Annotated in this window: 22 protein-coding genes, 1 pseudogene and 1 riboswitch; of the genes and pseudogenes, 11 read left to right on the top strand and 12 right to left on the bottom strand. The window is 70.8% G+C overall.

Features of this window, described 5'->3' with window-relative positions:
- Window positions 1-48: 48 nt before the first annotated feature.
- From ACFVUT_RS15670 to ACFVUT_RS15660, 3 genes are all read right to left on the bottom strand, one after another.
- Window positions 49-1,815, bottom strand: coding sequence for a glycosyl hydrolase family 18 protein (locus tag ACFVUT_RS15670; RefSeq protein WP_389650199.1), 1,767 nt, complete (start codon window positions 1,813-1,815; stop codon window positions 49-51).
- A gap of 248 nt (window positions 1,816-2,063) precedes the next feature.
- Window positions 2,064-4,487, bottom strand: coding sequence for an ABC transporter (locus tag ACFVUT_RS15665; RefSeq protein WP_389650202.1), 2,424 nt, complete (start codon window positions 4,485-4,487; stop codon window positions 2,064-2,066).
- Between the two features lie 140 nt (window positions 4,488-4,627).
- Window positions 4,628-6,001 (bottom strand): polysaccharide pyruvyl transferase family protein, encoded by a 1,374-nt coding sequence (locus ACFVUT_RS15660; RefSeq protein ID WP_389650205.1) that lies wholly within the window; start codon window positions 5,999-6,001, stop codon window positions 4,628-4,630.
- A gap of 161 nt (window positions 6,002-6,162) precedes the next feature.
- On the opposite strand from ACFVUT_RS15660, the pseudogene ACFVUT_RS15655 reads away from it, so the two are divergent.
- Window positions 6,163-6,390 (top strand): annotated as a pseudogene (locus ACFVUT_RS15655) (hypothetical protein); the annotation flags it as partial.
- 68 nt (window positions 6,391-6,458) lie between these two features.
- Here the strand turns inward: ACFVUT_RS15655 and ACFVUT_RS15650 are convergent.
- Window positions 6,459-6,674, bottom strand: a complete 216-nt coding sequence (locus ACFVUT_RS15650) for a dodecin (RefSeq protein ID WP_327371645.1) — start codon at window positions 6,672-6,674, stop codon at window positions 6,459-6,461.
- A 201-nt stretch (window positions 6,675-6,875) separates the two neighbouring features.
- On the opposite strand from ACFVUT_RS15650, the gene ACFVUT_RS15645 reads away from it, so the two are divergent.
- The 3 genes from ACFVUT_RS15645 to ACFVUT_RS15635 all read left to right on the top strand — a co-directional run bounded on the left by ACFVUT_RS15645 (window position 6,876) and on the right by ACFVUT_RS15635 (window position 10,361).
- Complete coding sequence (locus tag ACFVUT_RS15645; RefSeq protein WP_389650209.1) at window positions 6,876-8,132, top strand: extracellular solute-binding protein; 1,257 nt, start codon at window positions 6,876-6,878, stop codon at window positions 8,130-8,132.
- Between the two features lie 325 nt (window positions 8,133-8,457).
- Window positions 8,458-9,357: a GNAT family N-acyltransferase gene (locus ACFVUT_RS15640; protein WP_389650212.1), complete on the top strand. Its 900-nt coding sequence runs from the start codon at window positions 8,458-8,460 to the stop codon at window positions 9,355-9,357.
- The gene (locus ACFVUT_RS15635; RefSeq protein WP_389650215.1) at window positions 9,354-10,361 is read left to right on the top strand and encodes a lysophospholipid acyltransferase family protein; all 1,008 of its coding nucleotides are present in this window, start codon (window positions 9,354-9,356) and stop codon (window positions 10,359-10,361) included. Before ACFVUT_RS15640 ends, ACFVUT_RS15635 begins: the two co-directional genes overlap by 4 nt.
- Here the strand turns inward: ACFVUT_RS15635 and egtD are convergent.
- Genes egtD through egtA form a run of 4 tightly spaced genes read right to left on the bottom strand, consistent with a single transcriptional unit; the run spans window position 10,304 to window position 14,743 of the window.
- Window positions 10,304-11,266 (bottom strand): L-histidine N(alpha)-methyltransferase, encoded by a 963-nt coding sequence (gene egtD, locus ACFVUT_RS15630; RefSeq protein ID WP_389650218.1) that lies wholly within the window; start codon window positions 11,264-11,266, stop codon window positions 10,304-10,306. The two genes, ACFVUT_RS15635 and egtD, sit on opposite strands and share 58 nt — an antisense overlap.
- On the bottom strand, window positions 11,263-12,018 hold the full coding sequence (gene egtC / locus ACFVUT_RS15625) for an ergothioneine biosynthesis protein EgtC (protein ID WP_389650221.1): 756 nt from the start codon (window positions 12,016-12,018) through the stop codon (window positions 11,263-11,265). Before egtC ends, egtD begins: the two co-directional genes overlap by 4 nt.
- Entirely contained in the window at window positions 12,018-13,427 is a 1,410-nt protein-coding gene (gene egtB, locus ACFVUT_RS15620) for an ergothioneine biosynthesis protein EgtB (protein WP_389650224.1), read from the bottom strand. Before egtB ends, egtC begins: the two co-directional genes overlap by 1 nt.
- Window positions 13,424-14,743, bottom strand: a complete 1,320-nt coding sequence (gene egtA, locus ACFVUT_RS15615) for an ergothioneine biosynthesis glutamate--cysteine ligase EgtA (RefSeq protein ID WP_389650227.1) — start codon at window positions 14,741-14,743, stop codon at window positions 13,424-13,426. Before egtA ends, egtB begins: the two co-directional genes overlap by 4 nt.
- A 149-nt stretch (window positions 14,744-14,892) precedes the next feature.
- On the opposite strand from egtA, the gene ACFVUT_RS15610 reads away from it, so the two are divergent.
- Window positions 14,893-15,729, top strand: a complete 837-nt coding sequence (locus tag ACFVUT_RS15610) for a TIGR02452 family protein (RefSeq protein ID WP_389650230.1) — start codon at window positions 14,893-14,895, stop codon at window positions 15,727-15,729.
- Here the strand turns inward: ACFVUT_RS15610 and ACFVUT_RS15605 are convergent.
- Window positions 15,714-16,181: a type II toxin-antitoxin system PemK/MazF family toxin gene (locus ACFVUT_RS15605; protein ID WP_389650234.1), complete on the bottom strand. Its 468-nt coding sequence runs from the start codon at window positions 16,179-16,181 to the stop codon at window positions 15,714-15,716. The genes ACFVUT_RS15610 and ACFVUT_RS15605 overlap by 16 nt on opposite strands.
- A gap of 576 nt (window positions 16,182-16,757) precedes the next feature.
- Between ACFVUT_RS15605 and ACFVUT_RS15600 the strand changes: the two genes are divergently transcribed.
- Both ACFVUT_RS15600 and ACFVUT_RS15595 read left to right on the top strand, forming a co-directional pair.
- Window positions 16,758-17,780 carry a LacI family DNA-binding transcriptional regulator gene (locus ACFVUT_RS15600; RefSeq protein WP_389650237.1) on the top strand — a complete coding sequence of 341 codons (1,023 nt, stop codon included), beginning with the start codon at window positions 16,758-16,760 and terminating at the stop codon, window positions 17,778-17,780.
- A 71-nt stretch (window positions 17,781-17,851) separates the two neighbouring features.
- On the top strand, window positions 17,852-18,169 hold the full coding sequence (locus tag ACFVUT_RS15595; RefSeq protein WP_389650240.1) for a hypothetical protein: 318 nt from the start codon (window positions 17,852-17,854) through the stop codon (window positions 18,167-18,169).
- 127 nt (window positions 18,170-18,296) lie between these two features.
- On the opposite strand, the gene trxA is transcribed toward ACFVUT_RS15595, so the two are convergent.
- Window positions 18,297-18,668: a thioredoxin gene (gene trxA, locus ACFVUT_RS15590; protein WP_389650244.1), complete on the bottom strand. Its 372-nt coding sequence runs from the start codon at window positions 18,666-18,668 to the stop codon at window positions 18,297-18,299.
- A gap of 116 nt (window positions 18,669-18,784) precedes the next feature.
- Between trxA and ACFVUT_RS15585 the strand changes: the two genes are divergently transcribed.
- Window positions 18,785-20,224 (top strand): dihydrolipoyl dehydrogenase family protein, encoded by a 1,440-nt coding sequence (locus ACFVUT_RS15585; protein WP_389650247.1) that lies wholly within the window; start codon window positions 18,785-18,787, stop codon window positions 20,222-20,224.
- Window positions 20,225-20,434: 210 nt separating this feature from the next.
- On the opposite strand, the gene ACFVUT_RS15580 is transcribed toward ACFVUT_RS15585, so the two are convergent.
- Window positions 20,435-21,028, bottom strand: a complete 594-nt coding sequence (locus tag ACFVUT_RS15580; RefSeq protein WP_389650250.1) for a histidine phosphatase family protein — start codon at window positions 21,026-21,028, stop codon at window positions 20,435-20,437.
- A 107-nt stretch (window positions 21,029-21,135) separates the two neighbouring features.
- Window positions 21,136-21,284: riboswitch (adenosylcobalamin (AdoCbl) riboswitch) on the top strand.
- A 3-nt stretch (window positions 21,285-21,287) separates the two neighbouring features.
- Here ACFVUT_RS15580 and ACFVUT_RS15575 point away from each other — a divergent pair.
- Both ACFVUT_RS15575 and ACFVUT_RS15570 read left to right on the top strand, forming a co-directional pair.
- A complete protein-coding gene (locus ACFVUT_RS15575; protein WP_389650253.1) occupies window positions 21,288-21,503 on the top strand; it encodes a CbtB-domain containing protein in 216 nt (71 codons plus the stop codon).
- 26 nt (window positions 21,504-21,529) lie between these two features.
- Entirely contained in the window at window positions 21,530-22,309 is a 780-nt protein-coding gene (locus ACFVUT_RS15570) for a CbtA family protein (protein ID WP_389650256.1), read from the top strand.
- Window positions 22,310-22,414: 105 nt separating this feature from the next.
- On the opposite strand, the gene ACFVUT_RS15565 is transcribed toward ACFVUT_RS15570, so the two are convergent.
- A complete protein-coding gene (locus ACFVUT_RS15565) occupies window positions 22,415-22,921 on the bottom strand; it encodes a GNAT family N-acetyltransferase (RefSeq protein WP_389650259.1) in 507 nt (168 codons plus the stop codon).
- Window positions 22,922-23,085: 164 nt separating this feature from the next.
- Here ACFVUT_RS15565 and ACFVUT_RS15560 point away from each other — a divergent pair, with 164 nt between their 5' ends.
- Window positions 23,086-23,832, top strand: a complete 747-nt coding sequence (locus ACFVUT_RS15560; RefSeq protein WP_389650262.1) for an SDR family oxidoreductase — start codon at window positions 23,086-23,088, stop codon at window positions 23,830-23,832.
- The last annotated feature ends 36 nt before the right edge of the window (window positions 23,833-23,868 follow it).

Here is a 23,868-nt window from a genome sequence, read left to right as displayed (position 1 = left end):
GGGGGCCGCCCGCCCCCGGGACCAGGAGATCGTCAGAGGTCCGCGCTGTCAGGACGTCAGGGAGATGTCGTCGCCGTAGACCGTGCCCTGTCCGTACCAGCCGTGCAGATAGACGGTCACGGTGCCGGTCGAGCCGGTGGTGAACGCCACCGACTGCTGGGCGTAGCCGCTCGACGAACCCCAGGTGCTCGCCGAGGCATCGCCCCGCACGCCGAGGTAGCCATAGTTGCCCTGGACCCAACCGCTCAGCGTGTACGTGGTGTTGGGGGACAGGGTGAGCGTCTGGGTGCACTCGCCCGTCTGCGACGCCGTGGCCGACGCCGCGAGCGCGTGCGCTCCGCCGTGCACCGGGGCGGAGACGACCGCGCCACCGGACTCACAGGTCCAGGGGCTCAGCGAACCCGTTTCGAAGTCGCCGTTCACGAGGGCGCCGGTGCCGCCGCCACCCGGGCCCGACACGGTCAGGGTGAAGGTCGCCGTCCGGCTGAGTGTGCCCGCGGTGCCGGTCACCACGACCTTGTACGTGCCGGGCGCCGCGGACGCCGAGGCGTTCATCGTGAGCCGTGACGTACCTCCCGCGGTGACCGATGCCGGGCTGAGTGACGCCGTCACCCCGGCGGGTGCCCCGCTCGCCGTCAGGGCGACGGTCTTCGCGCTGCCGGAGGTGACCGCGGTGTTGACGGTCGCCGTGGTGGAGCCACCGGGGGCGACCGTGGCCGAACCGGGTGCGACGGCCACCGAGTAGTCGTCCGTGACCGGGCCGGCGCCGCTCGTGAAGGGCGCGAAGGTGTGGGAGAAGTACCACGTGTCCTGCGCGATGCCGGAGCAGGTGTCGCTTCCCCCGGTGCCGGGGCAGCCTCCGTTGTCGCGCTGGAGCGCCCAGAACGACAGGGTGCTGACTCCCTGGGACACGGCCCAGTCGTACACCTGGGTGGCGTCGGCGGTGGTGAAGGTCTCCGCCGGGCCGTAGTCGTCGATGCCCGGCATCTCGATGATGCCGGTCATGCCCCACAGCTGGGCATCGGTCTTCGTCGGGTACAGCTCGGCCAACTGGCCCTTGAGGCCGGTGATCGCCGTACGCGTGTCCTGAGCCATGGTGTGCGAGGCACCGTCGTAGTAGTCGAACGTCATGAGGTTCACGACGTCGACCCGGGTGCCGTTGGACACGGCGTTCTCCAGAACCGCCAGGCCGCTGTCGGCGAGGCCGCTCGTGGTGGTGGGCAGCGTGTAGGAGATCTGCACCGAGCGCCCGTTGGCGGCGGCCCAGTCCTGCACCTTCTTGATCGCCTTGTTGCGGCGGTCGATTCCCGCGCTGTTCTCCAGCGAGTTGTCCTCGATGTCCATGTCGAGGCGGGACACGTCGTACGTCGTGATGACCTTCTCGTACGCAGCGGCGATCGAGTCGACGCTGGTGCAGCTGTCGGCGATCTCGGTGCCGCCATTGTCGGCCGCGTAGCCGCCGAACGACGGGATCACATCACCGCCGCGTGACCGGATGGTGGTGAAGTCGGCGCCGAACTCGGACGCTGCGATGGGCTGGCCCGCATCGCCGTTCCAGTACGGGGTGCAGGAACCACGGGCCTCCGTCTGGACGAAGGCCATGGTCAGATACCTGGCACCGGACTGCTCGGAGAGAGCGGCCGGGCTGTCTCCGTTGTACGCCTCGAAGTACGGGGCGAAGACATGTGCGGGCAGGGGGGTGGCGGCGGTCGTGGCAGCATGCGCTCCGGCACCTGATCCGAGGACCAGGCCGGCGGACGCGACGGTCGTCGCCAGGACACTCAGCACTGCGCCGAGTGTTCTTGGACGTCTCATGGGGTGCTCCCAGCAGGTGAGACAACGGGCGGAATCGCGCGGCTCGGCCGCGTCCCGTCGAGGGCGCGGCCCGTTCCTGTGAAGCCCGGCCGGGGGTCACATGCCCCACGGCATGGAGCGGCCGCGAGGCATGCCCATAATTGGTCTGGACCATCGCGGGGTCAATGGTCTTTGCCTTTTCATGTCCCATTGCTTGCCTGTTGCGGCAACTCCGCAAGGTGATAGGCGAGTTGGGGTGGGTCTCACTGTCAGGGGATGCGCAGGGACGCCCTGAGGTACGGCGCTGTCCGACTGCCTTCCGTACGCGCGACCTCGGCGGGCGTTCCCGCCGCCACGATCCGGCCGCCCTCGTAGCCACCGCCCGGCCCGAGATCGATCACCCGGTCGGCAGCCGCCGCCACCGCCATGTCGTGCTCCACGACCACCACCGTGTTGCCCGCGTCGACCAGCCCCTGCAACTGCCGCATCAGCACCTCGACATCGGCGGGATGCAGCCCGGTCGTCGGCTCGTCGAGCAGGTATACGGTGTGGCCCCGACGGGTGCGCTGGAGTTCGGTGGCGAGCTTGATCCGCTGGGCCTCACCGCCTGACAGCTCCGTGGCGGGTTGACCGAGCCGCAGATAGCCGAGCCCGACGTCGAGCAGCGTACGCAGACTGCGCTCGGCGGCCGGCGTTCCGGCGAGGAAGGCCGCCGCCGACTCCACCGTCAGATCCAGCACCTGCGCGATGTCGAGACCGCGCAGCGTGACCTCCAGGGTCTCCGGGTTGTACCGCGCTCCGTGGCAGTCGGGGCAGGGGGCGTACGTACTGGGCAGGAAGAGCAGTTCGACGGAGACGAACCCCTCGCCCTGGCAGGTCTCGCACCGCCCGCCCGTCACGTTGAAGGAGAACCGCCCCGCCTTGTAGCCGCGCTCGCGGGCGGTGTCCGTCTCGCTGAACAGCTTCCGCACGACGTCGAAAAGCCCGGTGTACGTGGCCAGATTGGACCGGGGGGTACGGCCGATCGGCTTCTGGTCGACCTGGACGAGACGGTCCACCGCCTCCAGGCCCTCCACCGACGCGCACCAGGGCCCGGGACGCCGCGCGGGCTGCCCGGCAGTGGTGGTGGCCTGCCGGTCGGCGAGGACACCGGCCAGCACCTGACCGACCAGCGTCGACTTCCCCGACCCCGAGACGCCGGTCACGGCCGTGAACACACCGAGCGGGAACGCGGCGTCCACGCCCCGCACGTTGTGGCGGTCGACCCCGTGCAGCGTCAGCCATCCCGACGGCGTACGCACCTCCCGGGCCGGAGCGGGACCACCGTCGAAGAGGAAGCGCCGCGTCGCTGATTCCGCCACCTCCGCCAGCCCCGCCGGGGGACCGCTGTGCAACACCCTGCCGCCGTGCTCACCGGCCAGCGGGCCCACATCGACGAGCCAGTCCGCCCGGCGCACCACATCCATCTGATGCTCCACGACGAAGACCGAGTTCCCGGCCTCCTTCAGCCGGCCGAGCACCCCCAGCAGCGACTCGGTGTCCGCCGGGTGCAGACCGGCCGACGGCTCGTCCAGCACATAGACGACGCCGAAGAGTCCGGACCGCAACTGGGTGGCGAGCCGCAGCCGTTGCAGCTCACCGGAGGAGAGGGACGGAGCCGTACGGTCCAGGCTCAGGTAGCCGAGTCCGAGCTCGGTCACCGCCTCGATCCGGGCGAGCAGATCCGTCGTCAGCACCCGCGCCGTGCCCGTGCCGCCCGCCGTGCGCAGTACCTCGGCCAGGGAGGTCAGCGCGAGCCCGGCCAGTCCGGCGATCGAACGGCCGGCGAAGGTGACGGCCAGTGCCTCGGGGCGCAGCCTGCTGCCCTCGCAGACCGGGCAGGGGGCACTCGTCAGGAAGCGCTCGGCCTTCGCGCGCAGCGTACTGCTCCTGGAGTCCGCGAAGGTGTGCATCACATAGCGGCGGGCGCTCATGTACGTGCCCTGGTAGGGGCGTTGGATGCGCCCCGCGTCACGCACCGGATGGACCGTCACCACCGGTTGCTCCTCCGTGAACAGGATCCACTTCCGTTCACCGGCGTCGAGTTCGCGCCACGGACGGTCGATGTCGTAGCCCAGTGCGTCCAGCACATCGCGCAGGTTCTTGCCCTGCCAGGCCCCCGGCCACGCGGCGATCGCACCGTCCCGGATGGACAGCGACGGGTCGGGGACGAGCAGTTCCTCGCTCGTGCGGTGGACCCGGCCCAGACCGTGGCACTCCGGGCACGCTCCGGCGGCCGTGTTCGGCGAGAAGGCGTCGGAGTCCAGCTGTTCGGCGCCGGCCGGGTAGTCCCCGGCACGTGAGAACAGCATGCGCAGGGAGTTGGAGAGCGTGGTCACCGTGCCGACGGACGAACGCGCACCCGGCGCCGAGCGGCGCTGCTCCAGCGAGACGGCGGGCGGCAGCCCCGTGACCTCACCGACCGCGGGCGCACCGACCTGGTGGATCAGCCGACGGGCATACGGGGCGACGGACTCGAAGTAGCGGCGCTGCGCCTCGGCGTAGATCGTCCCGAACGCGAGCGAGGACTTTCCGGAGCCCGAGACGCCGGTGAACACGGTGAGGGTGTCGCGCGGGATGTCGACCGAGACGTCCTGGAGATTGTGTTCACGGGCGCCGCGCACCCGGACGTACGGATCGTGGGGGCTGGACATGTGCGTGGGACTCCGTACGGATCGGGGCAAAGCCTGGCGGCCGAGGGCAAACACTCCGATTCTAGGCACCCCTGTGGGTTCGGGACCGGCCTCGGATCAGGTGGCGATCCCGCTCCGGTGAACCTTTCCGGTCCGCGGCACTACTGGCGCGAGGGGCGCAGAGCGCGCTTGATGGGCCTTCCCACAGCGCTGCGGGCCCGCTGGTAGGTGGAGCGCTGGACGGGCAGGTTCTTGCTTTTCGAGAGCTTCCGCTGCAGCTCGGTGTTCTCGGCGCTGAGTTCCGTCAGCTGCGTCTGGAGCCAGTTGAGCCGGGTGCTCATCGCGGGGGCGTCGGTGCCGGTCCAGGGGCGGACGGCCGCGGGGAAGGCCAGCTTGCTCATCCGGGCCTCGAAGGCGGCGCCGCTGTCCCCGTGCGTGAAGGTGTTCTCCAGGCCGTTCTTGTCGAGGAAGCCCATGAACCGGTCGAACCGCTCGTGGTGGCCGAGCACCAGCGGTCCGAAGTCCGCCTCGGCGTAGAGGTCGGCGGGGTCCAGGTCGGCGGGGATCTTCGCGAGCATCCGGTGCGGGATCTCGAAGTAGCGGCACAGTTCCAGCGTCCGGGAGTCGCCGCAGAGCACGGTGGCGGGCGTGCCGGCCAGCAGGGCGGCGATGTTTCCGTGGATCCGGGAGCCGAAGGAGAAGTCGAAGCCCCGCAACTCGTCCATCCAGGTGACCGGGTCGATGTAGACCCGGACTTTGTCCTCCTCGTACATGGGGTGGTCGGGGTGGGTGGGGATGCCGGTCACCGAGGCGTTCTGATGCGACAGGTCGCGCCAGTGCAGCTGACGGGCGTCGGAGAGGTTCTGGCCGATGAACCGGAGGTGGGGGTAGCGCGCATGGGTGCGGTTGATGACGCGCCCGAGCCCGTGCTTGCGCACGGCGTCGTGCGAACCGTTGATGGCGATCCGTGACTCGGGCCCCAGCGCCCGGCCGGTCTCCCGGATGTCGAGCCTGCTGCCGTGGAGGAACATCGAGGGACAGCCGATGACGTCCACGTCGCGGAAGCCCATGTCCCGCAGGTACCGCTCGGTGAACGCTCCGCGCACGCCGATGGAGGCGCTGTGATCGAGCACGGCCGAGACGAACGCGTAGACCGTCGGCTGCATGGGCTTCAGCCGGTCCGCGGAGTAGTTGATCCCGGTCTGGGCACCCACGCCCGGGACGACGACCGGGATCTTCAGCTTCGAGATGAGCTGCGTCAGACGCTCCAGCTGGCGTTCGAAGGAGGGCCGGAAGGCGTTGGCGAGCGGGATGACGAAGACGTCGTACTCGCTGTTGATCCGGTCGGCGTCGGCGACCCTGGTGGCGCTGCCGTTCGACACCACCTCCGAGTGTGGCGTCTCCAGGATCTTGTGAGCGGCGTCACTGAAGATCAGGTTGCCCGAGTTGGTGGCGAACACGTCCTCATGGAGAGCGCGCTCGACAGGGACGACGTCGTAGGGGCTCTTCCCTGAACGCAGGAGTATTCGCTTCACAGAGTTAACGTTGGACGCCACAAAGCTGAATATAGCTTTACGAACGCTTTCGTTTCCACGTGCATCCTGTACAACTCTTTGCGATCCATGGGGAACGAAGGAACATGATCACACATCCGGGCCCAGGTGTGCGAAGCGCCGTAGTGGTGACCGCGGCGGTTGAGGGGCGGTTGTACATGCGCCGCGACGACGACCGCAGGCCGGCCCGGCACACCAAGCTGGAGATCCTGAGGCGGCTCGGTCGGGAGCGTGACGTGCGGATGCTGGTCGATGACGACGAACTCGTCTGCGATGCGGCGGAGCAGGCGGGCTTCGCCGTGGTGCGGGCCCGCTGGGCGAAGGTGTCGGCCGCGCTCAAGGATGCCCAGGAGCGCCAGGGCCGCACGTGACGGCGGTGTGGCGGAAATGGCCGGTGTGAGGTAAGCGGCGGTTGCGACTCTGAGGCGACAGTCGCGGATCAGCTCGTCTCGTCGAGCCGGAAGCCCACTTTCAGGCCCACCTGGTAGTGCTCGATTCGGCCATCCTTGATCTCTCCGCGGACCTGCGTGATCTCGAACCAGTCGAGATTGTGCAACGTTTCCGAAGCTCTTGCGATGCCCCTGCGGATGGCGTCGTCGACGCCCTCATGGGAGGAACCCACGATTTCCGTGACCCGATAGGTGTGATTTGACATCGTATGCCTCCTCTCGCTCCTCCCACGGTGCCTCACCTCATGCCGGTGCGCGAGGGGTCGATGTGGGGAATATGTGAGGAACGGGCCTTGACCAATACAATGGTCCATACCAAAATCCAGCCACGCCCGTGCGAGCACCGCCCGCAGTCCCCCACACCGGGTCCTCTATCTCGTCATGCCGTTGTGCAGAAGGTGAACCTGGTGAAGAACCGCGTACTCGTCGGAGCCGTTGCGCTCGTTTCCACTTTCGCGCTGGGCGGATGCGGCGTTTTGTCGGGCTCGGGGGTGTCCGGCGGCAAGAAGGTCACGATCTGGCTCATGAAGGACAGCGTCTCGGCCGATTTCCTGAAGCGCTTCACCAAGGCGTACGAGAAGGAACACCCGTCCGTCGAGCTCGATTTCAGGATCCAGAGCTGGACCGGCATCGGCCCGAAGGTCACCGACGCGCTCAAGGGCAAGGACACGCCCGACGTCATCGAGGTCGGAAACACCCAGGTTCCCCAGTACGCGGAGAGCGGGGGACTGCGCGACCTCACGCTGGAGTCCATGCGCGACCTCGGCGGCGAGGACTGGCTGCCCGGTCTCGCCGAACCGGGCAGCATCGACGGCGTCCAGTACGGCATCCCCTGGTACGCGGCCAACCGGGTGGTGATCTACAACAAGGACCTCTTCGAGCAGGCCGGTATCAAGTCCCCGCCGAAGACCCGGGAGGAGTGGACCGCGGTCAGCGAACAGCTGGACAGGAACGGCAATCAGGGCATCTACCTCGCGGGCCAGAACTGGTACGTCCTCGCCGGGTTCATCTGGGACGAGGGCGGCGAACTGGCCGAGGAGAGGGGTGGCGACTGGATCGGCGCCCTCGACAGCCCCGAGGCGATCAGGGGCATGAGCTTCTACAAGGAACTCCAGGCGCTCGGTGACGGCCCGAAGAACGCGGACGAGGAGAAGCCCCCGCAGGCCGAGGTCTTCGCCGAGGGAGATGTCGCGCAGATCATCTCGGTGCCCGGCACCGCCGCGCAGATCGAGCAGCTGAACCCCGAACTCAAGGGAAAACTGGGCTACTTCCCGATCCCGGGCAAGACCGCGAAAGCCCCCGGCTCCGTCTTCACCGGCGGGTCCGACCTGATCGTTCCGGAGAAGGCGAGCCAGCGCGCCGCCGGTATCGAGGTCGTCAAGGCGCTGGCGAGCCAGAAGTGGCAGGAAGAACTTGCCCAGACCATGAGCTACGTCCCCAACAAACCCGGCCTCGCGCATGTCATCGAGGGGCAGGAAGGCACCGCGGCGATGGCCCAGGGCGCCACCGAGGGCCGTGCGACGCCCAACTCTCCCCAGTGGGCGAACGTCGAGGCCGTCAACCCGATCAAGCCGTACATGACGGCGGTACTGGAGGGCGGCGATCCCGAGCGGGCGGCGAAGACCGCCTCGGAGAAGATCACGACGCTGCTCTCCGGCGGCTGAGCCACGCGGCATCCGGCCCGCATCAAAGGCTCCGGACCGCGGCCGGACGACGCCCCGGACCGGCCGCAACCGGACCCGGCCAGGCCCGAGAACCGGTCACCGCCGGACCGGGAACCCTCTGGCTTCGGTCATGGCCGGACCGGCCGGACCGGCGGCAGACGCACCCGGACTCCGGGCGCACCCGGGGATTCAGCCTTCGCACATCCCGGCTCCGCCAACCGGTCACGTCGAATCCAGCCGGTCACGGAAGAAGTAAGGGGCCGGACCGTCGCAGCAGCGCGACGGTCCGGCGGCCGCCCTTGCCGATCCGTCCCCGGAGACCGTCATGAACGCGCTGCCCGCCACCTCTCTCTCCACCGCTCCCGTCGTTCCCGCGCTGCCCGCCACCTCTCTCTCCACCGCTCCCGTCGTTCCCGCGCTGCCCGCCACCTCTCTCCCCACTGCTCCCGTCGTTCCCGCGCAGCCCGTCCTTCCCACCCCGTCGCGCTACCGGGTGTCCCTCGCCGTCGACCGGGAAGAGGTGCGCGCGGCTCAGCGCCTGCGCCATCTGGTCTTCGCCGGAGAGTTCGGCGCCCGACTGGAGGGAGCCGAACCCGGCCTGGACAGCGATGAGTTCGACGCGTACTGCGACCATCTGCTGGTACGGGAGGAGGCCACCGGCGACGTCGTCGCCACCTACCGGGTACTTCCGCCCGACCGCGCGCGGATCGCCGGACGCCTCTACGCGGAGAGCGAGTTCGACCTCGGGCGGCTCGGCCCGATCCGCGACGACCTGGTCGAGGTCGGACGGTCCTGCGTCCACCCGGCCCACCGTGACGGCGCCGTCATCGCGCTGATCTGGGCCGGACTCGCCCGCTACATGGAGCGTACCGGGCACAACTGGCTGGCCGGCTGCTGCTCGATATCCCTCGCCGACGGCGGCCTGGCAGCGGCGGGCGCGTGGGAAACCGTACGGACGAAGTACCTGGCACCCGAGGACCACTGGGTCACTCCCCATCGGCTCTGGCAGCCCGCCGCCCCTCTCGCGGAACAGGCGGACGTGCCCACCGGACTGCCCACGCTGCCGCCCCTGCTCCGCGGCTATCTGCGCCTGGGCGCCCAGGTCTGCGGGGCACCCGCCCACGACCCCGACTTCAACGTCGCCGACCTCTACGTACTGCTGTCGCTGCGCCGCACCGACCCCCGCTACCTGCGCCACTTCCTCGCGCTCGCCCCACTGCGGTGAACGCCTGGCTGCCCACCGCACCCTGCACGCCCGGCACCTGCGCCCGCCACGACGGCCGCACGCGGGGCCGCCCGGTGGCGGTGGCCCTGCTGCTCGCCGGATGCGCGACCATCCTGGCCGGGGTGCTCGGTGCCCCGTTCGTCCTGCTGCTCGGCCCGGCCCGGCGGGAGCGGCTGGTCCGGTGCTGGGCGTACGGGGTCGTCCGGGCCTTCGGGGTACGCGTGCGGATCACCGGCCGGCCCGCGGCGCCTGCCGGGGCAGCGCGGGCGCCGGGCACACTCGTCGTCGCGAATCACATCTCCTGGCTGGACATCCCGCTCGTCGCAGCCGTGTTCCCCGGCCGGATGCTGGCCAAGTGCGAGATACGGAACTGGCCGCTGCTCGGCCGGCTCGTCGCGGCCGGCGGCACACTCTTCGTCGAACGCGACCGGCTGCGCGCACTGCCCACGGCCGTGGACGGCGTCGCGGCTGCGCTGCGCGGCGGCTCACGGGTGGTCGCCTTCCCGGAGGGCACCACCTGGTGCGGTCGGGGCGGCGGCCGGTTCGGGCCCGCCGTGTTCCAGGCCGCGATCGATGCCGACGCCCTCATTCGTCCCGTACGCATCAGCTATCGCACCGAAGCACCGCGCCGTATCGGCACCGTCGGCCGGACGGGCCGCCCCGCGGCCACCGTGTCCACGGCCGGTCCGGGCAGTCGGCCGCCCGGCCACGAGGGCTCCGCACCGGCGGGGCACACCGCACTGGCGGGGCACATCGCACCGTCGGAGTACACCGCACCGGCGGGGCACACCGCACCGGGTGGCGCGGCCGCGTTCGTCGGAGACGATCCGCTCCTCGCCTCACTGTGGCGGGTGGTGACGGCGGCCGGTCTGACCGCGGAGATCCACGTCCTTCCGCAGATCCCGGCGGCCGACCGGCCGGACCGCCGCACGCTGGCCCGCCGGGCTCAGACCGCCGTTGCCAACGACAGCGCGAACCGCCCCTCGGAATCCGTCCACCACTGATCCATGCGCATACCGGCCGCGCCGAGTTCGGCGCGGACGCCCTCCTCACGGAACTTGGCCGACACCTCCGTCCGCATCTCCTCCCCGGCCTCGAAGGCCACCACCAGATCCAGGTCCGGGAGCTTGACCGTGACCGCCTCCCGGGCCCGCAACCGCATCTCGATCCATTCCCGCTCCGGATCCCAGAGCGCCACGTGGTCGAAGCCGTCCGGGTCGAAGTCCGCGCCCAGCTCCCGGTTCACGACCCTCAGCACGTTCTTGTCGAACTCCGCCGTCACCCCGGCCGCATCGTCGTAGGCGGCGACCAGTACCTTCTCGTCCTTCACCAGGTCCGTACCGAGCAGCAGTGTGTCGCCGGGTGAGAGCAGTGACCGTACCGACCTCAGGAACACCGACCGTTCCTCGGGCAGCAGATTGCCGATCGTGCCGCCCAGGAACGCGATCAGTCGCGGTCCGGGGGTGTCCGGCAGCGTGAGACCGCCGGTGAAGTCGGCGATCAGGGCGTGCACGGAGAGATCGGGCCGCTGCACGAGGAGGGCCTCCGCCGCGCCGCGCAGTGCGCTCTCGCTCACATCGACGGGTACGTAACTGTGCAGCGCGGGCAGGGCGTCCAGCAGATGCCGGGTCTTCTCCGACGACCCCGATCCCAGCTCGATCAGGGTCCGCGCGCCGGACGTCCCGGCGATGTCCTCGGCGCGGTCGATCAGGATCTCGCGCTCGGCGCGGGTCGGATAGTACTCGGGAAGCCGGGTGATCTCCTCGAAGAGCGCACTGCCGTGCGCGTCGTAGAACCACTTGGGCGGCAGTGTCTTCGGATGCCGGGTGAGACCGTGCAGCACATCGGCGCGCAGCGCCGCGTCCGTCGTGTCCACCGGCAGGGTGCGGGTCAGCAGAAAGGGACTCACGCAGTGGGCTCCTTGAGCGGGGTCAGCAGAACGTCGGCGCGCGTCGCCGTGAGCAACGTCCGGTCCGGGACCGCGCGCCAGTGCGGATCGTCGTCGTAGGGCTCCGAGGCCACGACCGTGCGCAGGCCGGGCTCGGCGAGGTACCACAGGGTGTCGCCCCAGGCCGTCGCCACGATCGTCGTGCCGTCGACGAGCAGCAGATTGAGCCGGGAGTCCGGCGCCGCGGCTGCTACGTCGAGGACGGTGTCGCCGACGGCCTGCGGCAGTGCGTCGCCGTCGGCGAGACGGTGCCGTACGAGGGCCCAGACCAGGGCCGAGTCGCAGTGGGCGGTGAGTGTCAGCAGCTCGGCCGGGGGCAGAGCGGCGGCGAGCGGTGCCAGGGACCTCGGCCAGTCCGTCACCGCGCCGTTGTGGCTGAACAGCAGCGGTCCGTCGGCGAAGGGGGCGGCAGCCGCCTCGCCGTCGGCGCTCGCCTCGGTGGCGTCACGCACCGCGGCGAGCAGCGCGTGACTGCGCACCACTCGGGCCAGGTCGGCGAACGTCTGGTCGCCCCAGACCGGGCCCTGGCGCCGATAGCGTCCGGGGACCGGATCGCCGTCCGCGTACCAGCCGACGCCGAAGCCGTCGGCGTTGACCGTCCCGTGCCGTTGGTGTCTCGGTGCCCAGGACTGGCGCACCAGGCAGTGGGGCGGTCGCGTCAGCACATCGCCGAGGGCTGCCGACGGTCCCAGATAAGCGATATGACGGCACATCAGAAATCCCTCGCGGTACGGAATCCGGAGAAGATCTGGCGCCGCACCGGCAGGTCCCAGTTGCGGAACGTCCCCCGGCACGCCACCGGGTCCACGGCGAACGAACCGCCCCGCAGGACCTTGTGCGCCGGTCCGAAGAACACCTCGGAGTACTCGCGGTACGGGAACGCCGAGAAGCCCGGATAGGGGAGGAAGTCGCTGGACGTCCACTCCCACACATCACCGATCAGCTGCCGCACGCCGAGCGGTGAACGGCCTGCGGCATACGCACCCGCGGGTGCCGGTCGCAGATGGCGCTGTCCCAGGTTGGCCCGCTCGGGGGTCGGGTCCTCGTCGCCCCACGGATAGCGCAGCGAACGCCCCGACGCCGGGTCGTGGCGCGCGGCCTTCTCCCATTCCGCCTCGGTCGGCAGTCTGCGTCCCGCCCAGCGGGCGTACGCGTCCGCCTCGTACCAGCTGACATGGAGCACGGGTTCGTTCTCGGGGACCGTCTCGGTCACTCCGAAGCGGCGGCGCAGCCACTGACCGGCGTCCCGGTGCCAGAACAGCGGCGCGGCCAGTTCGTGCTCCCGGACCATCGCCCATCCCTCGGAGGTCCACCAGCGCCGCTCGCCGTAGCCGCCGTCCTCGACGAAACGCCGGTATGCGCCGCAGGTGACCGGGGTCGTGTCGATGAAGAAGCCGGGCACGTCGCGCTCGTGGGCGGGGCGTTCGTTGTCGAGGGCCCATGGCTCGGTGGACGTACCCATGGTGAACGGGCCGCCCGGGACCAGGACCTCGGCCGGCAGGGCTGCCGCGTCAGTGGGGGAGGGCGGCACGGGGGCGGTGAGAACGGCGGGCCCCGACCGGAGCTGATGAGTGATCAGCATCGTTTCGTCGTGCTGCTGCTCATGCTGGGCGATCATGCCGAAGGCGAACCCGGCCCGGACCAGGGGCCGGTCGCCCCGCAACGCCGTCCCTTGGAGTACGTCCAGGGCGCGACCGCGTACCTCCGCGGCGTACGAGCGGGCCTCGGCGGGTGCCAGCAGCGGCAGCGAGGGGCGGGCCGCCCGGGGATGCTCGAAGGCGTCGTACAGGCCGTCGATCTCCGGGCGCATCGCGTCCCGCCCGGCCACCGCACGCAGCAGCCACAGCTCCTCCTGATTGCCGATGTGGGCGAGGTCCCAGACCAGAGGCGACATCAACGGTGAGTGCTGGGCGGCCAGTTCGTGGTCGTCCACACTCTCGGTGAGGAGCGTGGTGCGTTCACGGGCGTCGAGCAGCGCGGCGAGCGCGCGCTGCCGCAGCGCCTCGACGTCCACCTCGTCCGGACCGGCCGGACGGTGCGAACCTGGTGCGGCGGGTGTGGGCGAAGCGGGTGTGGCGGGTGTGGGGGAACCGGGTGTGGCGGGTGTGGGGGAGTCGGTCATGAGCGGGGCCCCTCGAAGTACTGGCCCGGATCGGCCGCCGGGCCGGACGCGAGCAGTTCGGGAAGGTCGTCGGCCGGGCACCGGCCCCGGGCGACGAAGCGGTCGTTGAAGTCCGCCACCGCCTCCTGCACCGCGGTGGACGCGCCCATCCGGGGCAGCGCCTCCAGCGCGAGCCGGAAGCAGGTCGCGGCTGCCGCCCGCAGCTCGGGATCGGTCAGTCCGTCGCGGGCGGCGCCCATCCAGAGCTGATTGCGCGGCGCGGGCCACGGCCCGGCCGTCTCGGCCAGTGGTTTGACGGTGCGGTACACGGTCTCGGCTGCCTCCGGGTCGTCGAACAGGGCAGTGGTGACGGCGAGCGGCACCAGCCACCCGTCTGCCCCGTACTGTGCGTCGATCATGCGCAGTTCGAGGTGCCCGCGTGGGCGTACGGGCGGGAACAGCGTGCTGATGTGGTAGTCCAGGTCGGCACGCACGGGAGGTCTCGGCGCGCCGGTACGGATCCAGTCGCGGAAGGTCAGGCCGTGCGGCACGGCCCAGGGCCCCTCGTCGTCCCGGATGCACATCACCGGGGTGTCGAGGACATAGGCGGCCCAGGCGTCACGCGGCGGCAGATGGCCCGATGGTGCCAGCGACCGCCACGGGTCGAGGTCGGCCCAGAGCGACTGCCGGGTGGACCGCCACGGCGTCGGGCGGCCGGACTGGAACGGCGAGTTCGCGAACACCGCCACCAGTACCGCGCCGAGCAGATGGGACAGCTGCCAGCGCCGCGCGTAGCCGAGCGGACCGGGTTCCTCCTCTCCTGCGTCCAGACATACCTGGACGGACGCGGTGGTGCACATCATGGCTCGGCCGGCCGGTCCCGACCGGTCCAGTGAGATCTCCATGGCGTCGTAGCGGGGCTCGCGCAGCAGGCGACGCGGCGGGTGCCACGGATCGACACCCAGGCCCACGAGCGCGAGGTCCAGCCGGTCCAGGGCGTCACGTACGGCGGTCAGATCGGCGGCGGTGGCATCGACGCACGCCATCAGGGAGTCGGCGGGGCGCGAGCTGAGTTCCAGCTGGCCGCCGGGTTCGAAGGTGAGCGCCGCATTCAGAGGAAGGGTCCGAAGGACGGCGGTGGCCGCGTCGAGACGGTGGTGGGGGACCGGGACGCGGGGAAGATCCCGGTGGTGAATCAGCCATTCGAGTTCTACGCCCACCGTGCGGGGCGGTCCGGTCTTGAAACAGATGCAGCGCAGTAAGTCCTCGGCCCCGCCCTCGTCGAGGGGCGGGGCCTGGCCGGGCGGACGGTGGTCGCCGGGTGTCTCGGATGACATGCCGGGCCTCCTTCGTCTCGGTTCGTCCCTACCACCCAAACCCTTTGAGGGGGATCGCACAAGAGTGCCCCTGTGCGTCGGAAATTCGGTTGCATCCGTGCCGCCGGAGCGCCGAGCATGCCCCATATGCACCACACGGGGGAGTACCGATGAGCGCACGACTGCGCGGGATCGCGCGGGAGACCGAGGCCATTGTCGAGGCGGGGCGCTACCGCACCCAGGGCGGGCGCGAGGTGAGCATCGAGCGGGCGCTGAGCGCCGCGCTCTCGGGCACCAGGCTCTACGGTCCGGAGCCGGTGCCCGTCGCCGCGCTCGACTCCGACCGCTCAACGGCGGTCGAGGTCACCGACGAGAGCAGCCTTCAGGCGGCGCGCCGGATGACCGGCGAAGGGCCCGGCAAGGTCGCCGTCCTGAACTACGCCTCCGCCCGCAACCCCGGTGGTGGCTACCTCAACGGCGCACAGGCCCAGGAGGAAGCCCTGTGCAGGGGCTCCGCCCTGTACGCCACACTGCTGCGCGCACCCGAGTACTACGCCCACCACCGTGCCGAACGCAGCGCCTTCTACACCGACCGGGTGATTCACTCGCCGGGCGTGCCGGTGTTCCGTGACGACCGGGGGCGGCTGCTCGACGTCCCGTACACCGCCGGCTTCCTCACCTCCCCGGCGCCCAACGCCGGGGTGATCCGCAGCCGTGATCCGGAGGACGCGGACCGCATACCCGCGGCGCTCGCGTCCCGGGCCGAGCGGGTGCTGGAGGTCGCGGCGGTGCGTGGGTACCGCAGGCTGGTCCTGGGAGCCTGGGGCTGCGGTGTGTTCCGCAACGATCCGGCACAGGTGGCCGGTGTGTTCCGGGCACTGCTCCTGGACGGCGGCAGGTTCGCCGGCCACTTCGAGCAGGTCGTCTTCGGCATTCTCGACCGCGGCCCCGAAGCCCCTACCCGGTCTGCTTTCGCGCGGACGTTCGACAGTCAGTTCCAGCCGTAGCGCTCCCGCAACCGACCGGCGACCAGATCGAACCGGGCCCGGTCCAGGGCGCATGCCTCACGCCGCATCCCGTCCTCATGGATCCGCAGCACCCGGTCGAGGTCGACCCAGGACGGGCGGCCGGAGCTGTCCCACGGTCCCGCTCCGAGCGCCAGCCACTCGTGGTCGTGGTCGTGCTGCTTGCTGGACAACTGCACGGCGAGCAGGGTGCCCGCGGCTTCCCGGGCCACTACCAGGACCGGGCGGTCCTTGCCGCGCCCGTCGTTCTCCTCGAACGGCACCCACGTCCAGACGATCTCGCCGGGGTCGGGGTCGCCGTCCCGGTCGGGGGCGTACGAGGTACGGACCGGGCCCGCGTCGTGCGGGTCGGCCTCGGCTGTGGCGGTCGGGCCGGTGCGGCCGGGGAAGGACGTCGGGCTGTCGGTGCTGTCGGCACGGTGCTGAATGCTCATCCCCACACCGTAGGACCTGCGCGGCCCGGATTGCGGAGCGGGGCCGGTGCGCGGGCAGCCGCCCCGTACCGGGACGACCGGCCAAAGCACCGGCAACGGACACACCGTCACCCCCGCCTCCCCGCAGGTGATTGCGCCGGTCGTCGACCGGACACGCCGTCACCCCCGCACTCCCGCATGTGATCGCGCGGCGTCCTGCCCGCTCCGTGCACAGCCGACCTCGACCTCGACCTCGACTTTGACCTCGACTTCGACGTCGACCTCACGCTGTACCGGAGGTTGAGGTTCACACCATCGTTCTCACGCAGGCAGCAGGCAGCAGGCAGCAGGCAGCAGGCAGCACGCAGACGCTCGATCAGCTCATCACCGCGCCGAGCCCCACGCGTTCCTCCGCCCGGCGCGTTCCTCGCCCGGCTCCGGGAGTGCTCGGCGCCACCCAGGGTCCGTACGATCACCTCGCCGACCGGCCCACCCCCCGCCGTCCTGGCCACCCGGCCGCGCAGTCCCGTCGTCGAGGAGTCGTCCATGCCCCGGAGCGCACCCGTACCGCACAGGTCTGGAAGACTGCCCGACGCCATGAGCCACTTACCGAAACAGCCCACCGAAGGCCCCGTCCCGACCAGCGCCGACGTAGCACGGCTCGCCGGAGTCTCCCGGGCCACCGTGTCGTACGTACTGAACAACAACGCGGCCGTCCGGATCAGCGAATCCACCCGCCGCCGGGTCAGGGAAGCGGCCACCGAGCTGGGCTACGTGCCACACGCGGCGGCCCGCAGTCTGCGTGCCGGACACACCCGTACGGTGCTGCTGCCCACCGTGCACTTCCCCACGGACCCCCTGCACCACCACTTCTTCCACTTATTGGAATCCGGGCTGCGCCGCCTCGACTACACCGTGGTCCAGTACGGCAGCACCGGTCTGGACGCCGACGACGCGCCTCGCGCCTGGGCCGAACTCCGGCCCGCCGCCGTCATCGCGCCCGGCACGATCGAGCTCACGCCGCAGGGCATATCCGTACTCAGGCGCTCCGGAGCGAAGGCTGTGATCACCCTCGGGCCCCGGCCTGTGGCCGGCGCCCATGCGCTGGTCATGGACCAGCGGGAGGTCGGCCGTTGCGCGATCGGACATCTGCTGGAGCGCGGCCGGCGGCGCATCGGCGTCGTGATGCCCGAGGAGAGTGGACTCGGCCTGTTCGCCGAACCCCGGCTGGCCGGAGCCCGGCAGGCCGCGTCCGGGCACGGGGCCCGTATCGAACCTCTGCCGTTGCGCTACGAGGAGGAGTCGGCCGCCCGGCTGGCTGCCCGCTGGCGCACCCTGGGCCTGGACGCCGTGTTCGCGTACAACGACGAATACGCCATGCTCCTGATGCGGGCCCTCCAGGACGCCGGCATCGAGGTGCCCCAGGAGACGGCCGTGGTGGGCGCCGACGACCTGATGCTCGGCAGACTGCTGCGGCCCCGGCTCAGCACCGTTCGGATGGAGCTCGCCACGGCACAGCCGCTGGCGGACCTCGTCGACCGGCTGGTGCAGCACCCTGGCGGCGGCCCCGAGCACCACGAGCTGCTGCGGGTCGGGGTGGTCCACCGCGAATCCAGCTGAGTCGCCCCCTCCGCACCGGGCACCGGCGCCGCGACATGCGTACCGCGCGCCGCTTGCTTAGCGTCATGACCATGAGCCATCCGCAGAGTTACGAGATCCTGCTGGTCCCCGGATTCGCCGAGGACTCCACCGACGCCGCCGAGTCCGCCGGCGCCATCCGCTCGGCGGTCGTGGCGGCGACCGGCGAGACCGGGGCATCGGGCTACCCCCGGTACTCGGGTGACGGCGTCGTGGCGGACATCGACCCGGCGACGCGCACGGTCGAGGCCCTGTTGGTCGACGGTGCCGAGCTGGACTACGGCCTGTCGGTCCGGATCAAGGAGAAGCCCACCCAGGGCAGCGCCGACAGCGATGCCGACAGTGATACCGAGGGCGACTCCGCCGGCTGAGCGAGAGCCGGCCGTGTGCGGCCAGGCAGAGAGGCCCGGCTGCCGGTCGGTGTCCGGCGGCCGGGCCTCTTGCCTCGCTCCTGCGGCACCTCGCCCCGCTCCTGCGCGCGGGCGCCTCCTTCCGGTGCTACTTCTGCTCGTTCTTCTGGTCCTCGATGGACTTGCGCACCTCGTCCATGTCCAGCTTCCTCGCCTGCCCGATGACGTCCTCCAGCGCCGCTTCCGGCAGCGCCCCGGGCTGGGCGAACACCGCCACGTTGTCCCGGACGATCATCAGTGTGGGGATGGAGCGGATCTCGAAGGCCGCCGCCAGCTCCTGCTGCGCCTCCGTGTCGACCTTGGCGAAGACCAGGTCCTCATGACGCTCCGACGCCGAGTCGTAGACCGGCGCGAACTGCCGACACGGGCCGCACCAGGAAGCCCAGAAGTCGATCAGGACGAAGTCGTTGTCGCTGACGACCTGATCGAAGTTTTCCTTGGTGAGCTCAACGGTGCTCATGCTGTGTTACCTCTTCCTGTGCCCGCTCGGACGTGTTCCGCACAACGGTGTCTGTGCTTGCGCTATTCCGCCTGCCCATGTGGCCGTCGCGTACACCCGGCGATAAGACTGTCCCCATGACAGATGCTTCCCTGAACACCGAGTACGACGTCGTGGTGATCGGAGCGGGCCCGGTCGGCGAGAACGTCGCCGACCGTACCCGCGCGGCCGGTCTGAGCACAGCGGTCGTCGAGGTGGAACTCATCGGCGGCGAGTGCTCGTACTGGGCCTGCATGCCCAGCAAGGCCCTGCTGCGCCCGGTGGTCGCCCGCGCCGACGCCCGCCGCATCCCGGGCCTCAGCGAGGCCGTGCAGGGACCGCTGGACGCGACGGCCGTCCTTGCCCGCCGTGACACCTACGCCTCGCACTGGAAGGACGACGGGCAGGTCACCTGGCTGGAGGGGATCGGGGCGGACATCTACCGGGGCCAGGGCCGGCTCACCGGTGAGAAGACGGTCTCCGTCGCGGCTCCCGACGGCACGGAGCACCGGCTCACCGCCCGGCACGCCGTCGCCGTCTGCACCGGCAGCCGCGCGGTCGTCCCCGCACTGCCCGGCGTCGACGGGGCCCGCCCGTGGACCAGCCGGGAGGCGACGAGCGCCAAGGAGGTGCCCGGCCGCCTCGTCATCGTCGGCGGCGGCGTCGTCGGGACGGAGATGGCCACTGTCTGGCAGGCCCTCGGCGCCCGGGTGACGATGCTGGTCCGCGGCAAGGGACTCCTGCCGAAGATGGAACCCTTCGCGGGCGAGCTGGTCGCCCGCGCGCTGACGGAGGCGGGCGCCGACATCCGAACCGGAACCTCGGCGACCGCCGTACGGCGCGCGGTCCCGGACGGCCCGGTCACCGTGGAGCTGGACACCGGCGAGCAGATCGAGGCCGACGAGATCCTCTTCGCCACGGGCCGCGCCCCGCGCACCGACGACCTCGGCCTCGAAACAGTGGGTCTGAAGCCCGGTTCCTGGCTCGGCGTCGACGACAGCTGTCGCGTGGACGGCACCGGCTGGCTCTACGCGGTCGGTGACGTCAACCACCGGGCACTCCTCACCCACCAGGGCAAGTACCAGGCCCGCATCGCGGGCGCGGCGATCGCCGCCCGTGCCGCGGGCGCACCGACAGAGACCGGCCGATGGGGCGCCCACGCGGCCTCCGCCGACCACGCGGCCGTCCCCCAGGTCGTCTTCACCGATCCCGAGGCCGCATCGGTGGGCCTCACCCTCGCTGAGGCCGAGGAGGCGGGCCACCGTGTGCGCGCCGTCGACCACGACCTCGCCGCGGTGGCGGGCTCCGGCCTGTACGCCGACGGCTACCAGGGCCACGCCCGCATGATCGTGGACCTCGACCGTGAGGTCCTGCTGGGTGTCACCTTCGTCGGACCCGGCATCGGCGAGCTGCTGCACTCGGCGACGGTCGCTGTCGCGGGCGAGATCCCCCTCGACCGGCTGTGGCACGCCGTCCCCTCGTACCCGACGATCAGCGAGATCTGGCTGCGCCTGCTGGAGACGTACCGCGACGCGTAAGGGGCCCGTTCCTGTCCGGCGCTTCCCCGGGCGGGGCGCGCCTTCCCGTACCGTGCGCTCGTCGAAGACGTCGCGTCCGCCGATGCCGATGCCGATGCCGATGCCGATGCCGATGCCGACGGTGACGGGGCGTCATGTGGCCGTGCGGGCCGGGGACGTCGTTCACCGCCCCGCAGCGGTCGGTTGTCCGCCGGGGTTGCGGAGAGCGCGTCAGTCCCCCGCGGCGGAGGACAGCGGCTGCCCACACCGCAGATTCCACCGCCCGGACCGGCCGCTGAGCCCGGTCAGCGTCAACGGGGCGATGTCCAGCCGCCAGAACGCCAGGGTCGGCAGGCCGAGTGCCCGTACGATCACGGCCCGCACCACCGCGGGCTCGACGATCCCCAGCACCCGGCCGTCCTCCCCGTCGTACGCGGACTCCACGGAATCCAGCCAACAGGCGACCCGTGCACAGAACGTCAGCAACGACTCACCGCCGTGCCCGGCCGCCGAAGGATCGGTCATCCAGGCCGACACCGCCTCCGGCTCGCGCGCGCTCACGTCCACCAGCCGCTGCCCGCTCCACCGGCCCATGTCCCAGCCACGGAGCGCCGGTTCGAGTGCGGCACGCACACCCAACGCCTCGGCGGACCGGGCGCACCGCTCCGACGGCCCGCACACGTACCGGTCGGCCGCAGGCACCGCCGCCGCGGCCTCCCGGGCCTGTCGGACCCCGGCCGCGTCCAGCGGAGCATCGCCGTCGAAGCGGGCCTCGCGCAGCGCGGCGTTGAGCGCCGGTGAGATCAACATCACCTGGATCGTCATGACCGGGTCAACTCCCTGAACGGTGGCCCTTCTGGCCACCCCACCATGGCATCCGGGCGCCACTGCCCCGAAGGGGCCATGGCCGTGTCCGCTCCCAGCCGGTATCGTCGCAACGAACATGGCGAAGGTGTGACGGAAGTCCGGTGAGAATCCGGCACGGTCGCGCCACTGTGAACCCGTACCCGTACGGGAAGTCAGACCCAGCACCTTCGTCTCAGGCACCACGATCGGGACGCGTGTTCCCTCAGGAGGTTCTGCCATGGCACAGAGTGCTGCGCCCGCCACCGCCGTACCGGCGATCACCCCCATCTCCCTGAAGGCCATTGCCCCTTGGGCGGTCTTCTTCGGCATCCTCATGCTCGTACTGCTGTACTTCGTCGGCGCCGAACAGGGCGCCACCGCGGTCATCTCCGGCGAAAGCGTCCACGAGTGGGTCCACGACGGACGCCACCTCCTCGGTTTCCCCTGCCACTGACGTAACTTCCAACCAGGGAAAACCTCATGAACTCCATATCTGTCAGAGCCCTGCTCGTCCGCGGCATGCTGGCCGGCCTCGTCGCGGGCGCGCTCGCTCTGGTCGTCGCCTACTTCCTCGGCGAGTCCCGCGTCGACGCGGCCATCGCCCTCGAAGAGGCACACAGCCACAGCCACGACCACGGCGGCGGCGAGGAACTCGTCAGCCGCACCATGCAGTCCACCGCCGGCCTTGCCACCGGCGTGCTCGTCTTCGGGGTGGCGATCGGCGGCATCGCCGCTCTCGTCTACTGCTACGCCCTCGGCCGGATCGGCAGATTCGGCCCGCGGGCCACGGCAGCCCTGATCGCGGGCGCGGCCCTGCTGACGGTGTACGTCGTTCCCTTCCTGAAGTACCCGGCCAACCCGCCGGCCGTCGGCAACCCCGACACGATCGGCCGACGCACCACCCTGTTCTTCCTGATGGTCGCCCTCAGTGTGCTGCTGGCCGTCGCCGCCGTCATCCTCGGCAAGCGGCTGGCTCCCCGCCTGGGCAACTGGAACGCGACCATCGCCGCATCCGCCGCCTACGTCCTCGTGATCGGACTCTCGTACGCGTTCCTGCCCTCGTACAACGAGGTCGGAAAGGACTTCCCGGCCTCCCTGCTGTGGGAGTTCCGCCTGGCCACCCTTGCCGTGCAGGCCACGCTCTGGATCACCTTCGGCCTCGTCTTCGGCTGGCTGACGGAACGGCTTCTCGCACCGGGAGCCGGCTCCTCCAGGGCCGGAAACGGTGCTGCGGACCGGGCCGCCGTGGTGACCGGCTGACCGACACACCACCGACCACCGGAAGACGACGGACCCGCCGGGAGCTGCCCGGCGGGTCCGTCGTCGTGACCCGCGTGGCCGGACCGGCGGCCGGGGAGGGAGCGCCTACCGCCCGGCCCGCTGATCCCAGTCGATCCGGTAGTGCTTCAGGCGCGCGTCCACCTTCACCAGACGCATGCCGACGGCCGTCATGACGCGCTGGGACGCGAGGTTGTCCAGATCGGTGTCGCCGTGCACGCAGCGCACGCCCTGGTCGCGGGCGAACAGAAGCAGTGCGCGCAGCGCCTCGGAGGCATAACCCATGCCCTGCGCCGAGGGGACGAGGCCGTAGCCGATCGTGACCTGCCCGTTCTCGTCCGGCGCGCCGTGGAAACCCAGCCCGCCGATCACCAACCCGTCCTCGCGGCGCCGCATCTCGTACGAACAGAACGGGCTGGGGTCACCCGTCGTCGCACAGGTGTCGAGGAAACGCTCGGCCGCGGCCATCTCGCCGGGGGACGGGTACCCGGGCGCCCAGTGGGCGCCCTCTCCCGGCACGCCCGCCATCACCCGCAAGGCATCGGAGGCGCTCATCGGGCGGAGGAGGAGGCGGGAGGTCTCAAGGTCGGTCATGACCGAGTGAATTATCACGCGACCCCGAAGCGCGGCACCCGGATTGCGCGGTGGCGGCGGCGGTGTCGCTGGTCGACCTGCGCGTAGCAGTGCTACGGTAATCGCGTTAGCGTTGATTCTTTCGGGTCTGAATTCACGGCCGCCCGGAACAGGGGAGTACAGCCATGAGCGAGCAGCACGCCACAGCACGCCGGGTGGCGATCGTCACCGGAGGTTCCCGGGGAATCGGCCGTGAGAGCGCCGAGCGGCTGGCGTCCGACGGATTCGCCGTCGTCATCAACTACGCGGGAAACCGGGCCGAGGCCGAGTCGGCGATCGCGGCGATCACCGCGGCGGGCGGGCGCGCCATCGCCTTCCGGGCCGACGTGGCCGACGAGGTCGCGGTCTCGGCCCTCTTCGATGCCGCTGAGGAGTCCTTCGGCGGCATCGATGTCGTCGTGCACGCGGCGGGCGTGATGACCCTCGCGCCCCTGGCCGACATCGATCTGGACGCTCTGGACCGGATGCACCGCACCAACATCCGCGGGACGTTCGTCGTGGACCAGCAGGCGGCACGCCGCCTGCGCGAGGGCGGGGCGATCATCAACTTCTCCAGCTCCGTGCTGGCGCTGGCACTGCCGGGCTACAGCGCCTACGCGGCCACGAAGGGCGCGGTCGAGGCCGTGACGCTGATCCTGGCCCGGGAGCTGCGCGGGCGGGACATCACGGTCAATGCGGTCGCCCCCGGGCCGACCGCCACCGCCCTGTTCCTGGAAGGAAAGGACGAGCAGACCATCGCGAGTCTGGCCGACCGGACGCCGCTGGAACGTCTGGGCACGCCGCAGGACATCGCCGAGGTGGTCTCCTTCCTCGCCGGTCCTGCCCGCTGGGTCAACGGCCAGGTGCTGCGTGCCAACGGCGGCATCGGCTGACCGGCGCGGGCTCCGGCCCCGGAGTCCCGGCCGTCA

The organism is Streptomyces sp. NPDC058051, assembly GCF_042885475.1.
Taxonomy (GTDB): domain Bacteria; phylum Actinomycetota; class Actinomycetes; order Streptomycetales; family Streptomycetaceae; genus Streptomyces.
The sequence above is the reverse complement of the archived record's forward strand: the minus strand, read 5'-3'. Positions and strand labels throughout refer to the sequence as shown.

What these genes read in the sequence shown, in the direction of transcription:
- ACFVUT_RS15670 (WP_389650199.1), bottom strand. Translation starts at nt 1,815, where the DNA reads ATGAGACGTCCAAGAACACTCGGCGCAGTGCTGAGTGTCCTGGCGACG.
- ACFVUT_RS15665 (WP_389650202.1), bottom strand. Translation starts at nt 4,487, where the DNA reads ATGTCCAGCCCCCACGATCCGTACGTCCGGGTGCGCGGCGCCCGTGAA.
- ACFVUT_RS15650 (WP_327371645.1), bottom strand. Translation starts at nt 6,674, where the DNA reads ATGTCAAATCACACCTATCGGGTCACGGAAATCGTGGGTTCCTCCCAT.
- ACFVUT_RS15640 (WP_389650212.1), top strand. Translation starts at nt 8,458, where the DNA reads ATGAACGCGCTGCCCGCCACCTCTCTCTCCACCGCTCCCGTCGTTCCC.
- egtC (WP_389650221.1), bottom strand. Translation starts at nt 12,018, where the DNA reads ATGTGCCGTCATATCGCTTATCTGGGACCGTCGGCAGCCCTCGGCGAT.
- egtB (WP_389650224.1), bottom strand. Translation starts at nt 13,427, where the DNA reads ATGACCGACTCCCCCACACCCGCCACACCCGGTTCCCCCACACCCGCC.
- egtA (WP_389650227.1), bottom strand. Translation starts at nt 14,743, where the DNA reads ATGTCATCCGAGACACCCGGCGACCACCGTCCGCCCGGCCAGGCCCCG.
- ACFVUT_RS15610 (WP_389650230.1), top strand. Translation starts at nt 14,893, where the DNA reads ATGAGCGCACGACTGCGCGGGATCGCGCGGGAGACCGAGGCCATTGTC.
- ACFVUT_RS15605 (WP_389650234.1), bottom strand. Translation starts at nt 16,181, where the DNA reads ATGAGCATTCAGCACCGTGCCGACAGCACCGACAGCCCGACGTCCTTC.
- ACFVUT_RS15600 (WP_389650237.1), top strand. Translation starts at nt 16,758, where the DNA reads ATGAGCCACTTACCGAAACAGCCCACCGAAGGCCCCGTCCCGACCAGC.
- ACFVUT_RS15595 (WP_389650240.1), top strand. Translation starts at nt 17,852, where the DNA reads ATGAGCCATCCGCAGAGTTACGAGATCCTGCTGGTCCCCGGATTCGCC.
- trxA (WP_389650244.1), bottom strand. Translation starts at nt 18,668, where the DNA reads ATGAGCACCGTTGAGCTCACCAAGGAAAACTTCGATCAGGTCGTCAGC.
- ACFVUT_RS15585 (WP_389650247.1), top strand. Translation starts at nt 18,785, where the DNA reads ATGACAGATGCTTCCCTGAACACCGAGTACGACGTCGTGGTGATCGGA.
- ACFVUT_RS15580 (WP_389650250.1), bottom strand. Translation starts at nt 21,028, where the DNA reads ATGACGATCCAGGTGATGTTGATCTCACCGGCGCTCAACGCCGCGCTG.
- ACFVUT_RS15575 (WP_389650253.1), top strand. Translation starts at nt 21,288, where the DNA reads ATGGCACAGAGTGCTGCGCCCGCCACCGCCGTACCGGCGATCACCCCC.
- ACFVUT_RS15570 (WP_389650256.1), top strand. Translation starts at nt 21,530, where the DNA reads ATGAACTCCATATCTGTCAGAGCCCTGCTCGTCCGCGGCATGCTGGCC.
- ACFVUT_RS15565 (WP_389650259.1), bottom strand. Translation starts at nt 22,921, where the DNA reads ATGACCGACCTTGAGACCTCCCGCCTCCTCCTCCGCCCGATGAGCGCC.
- ACFVUT_RS15560 (WP_389650262.1), top strand. Translation starts at nt 23,086, where the DNA reads ATGAGCGAGCAGCACGCCACAGCACGCCGGGTGGCGATCGTCACCGGA.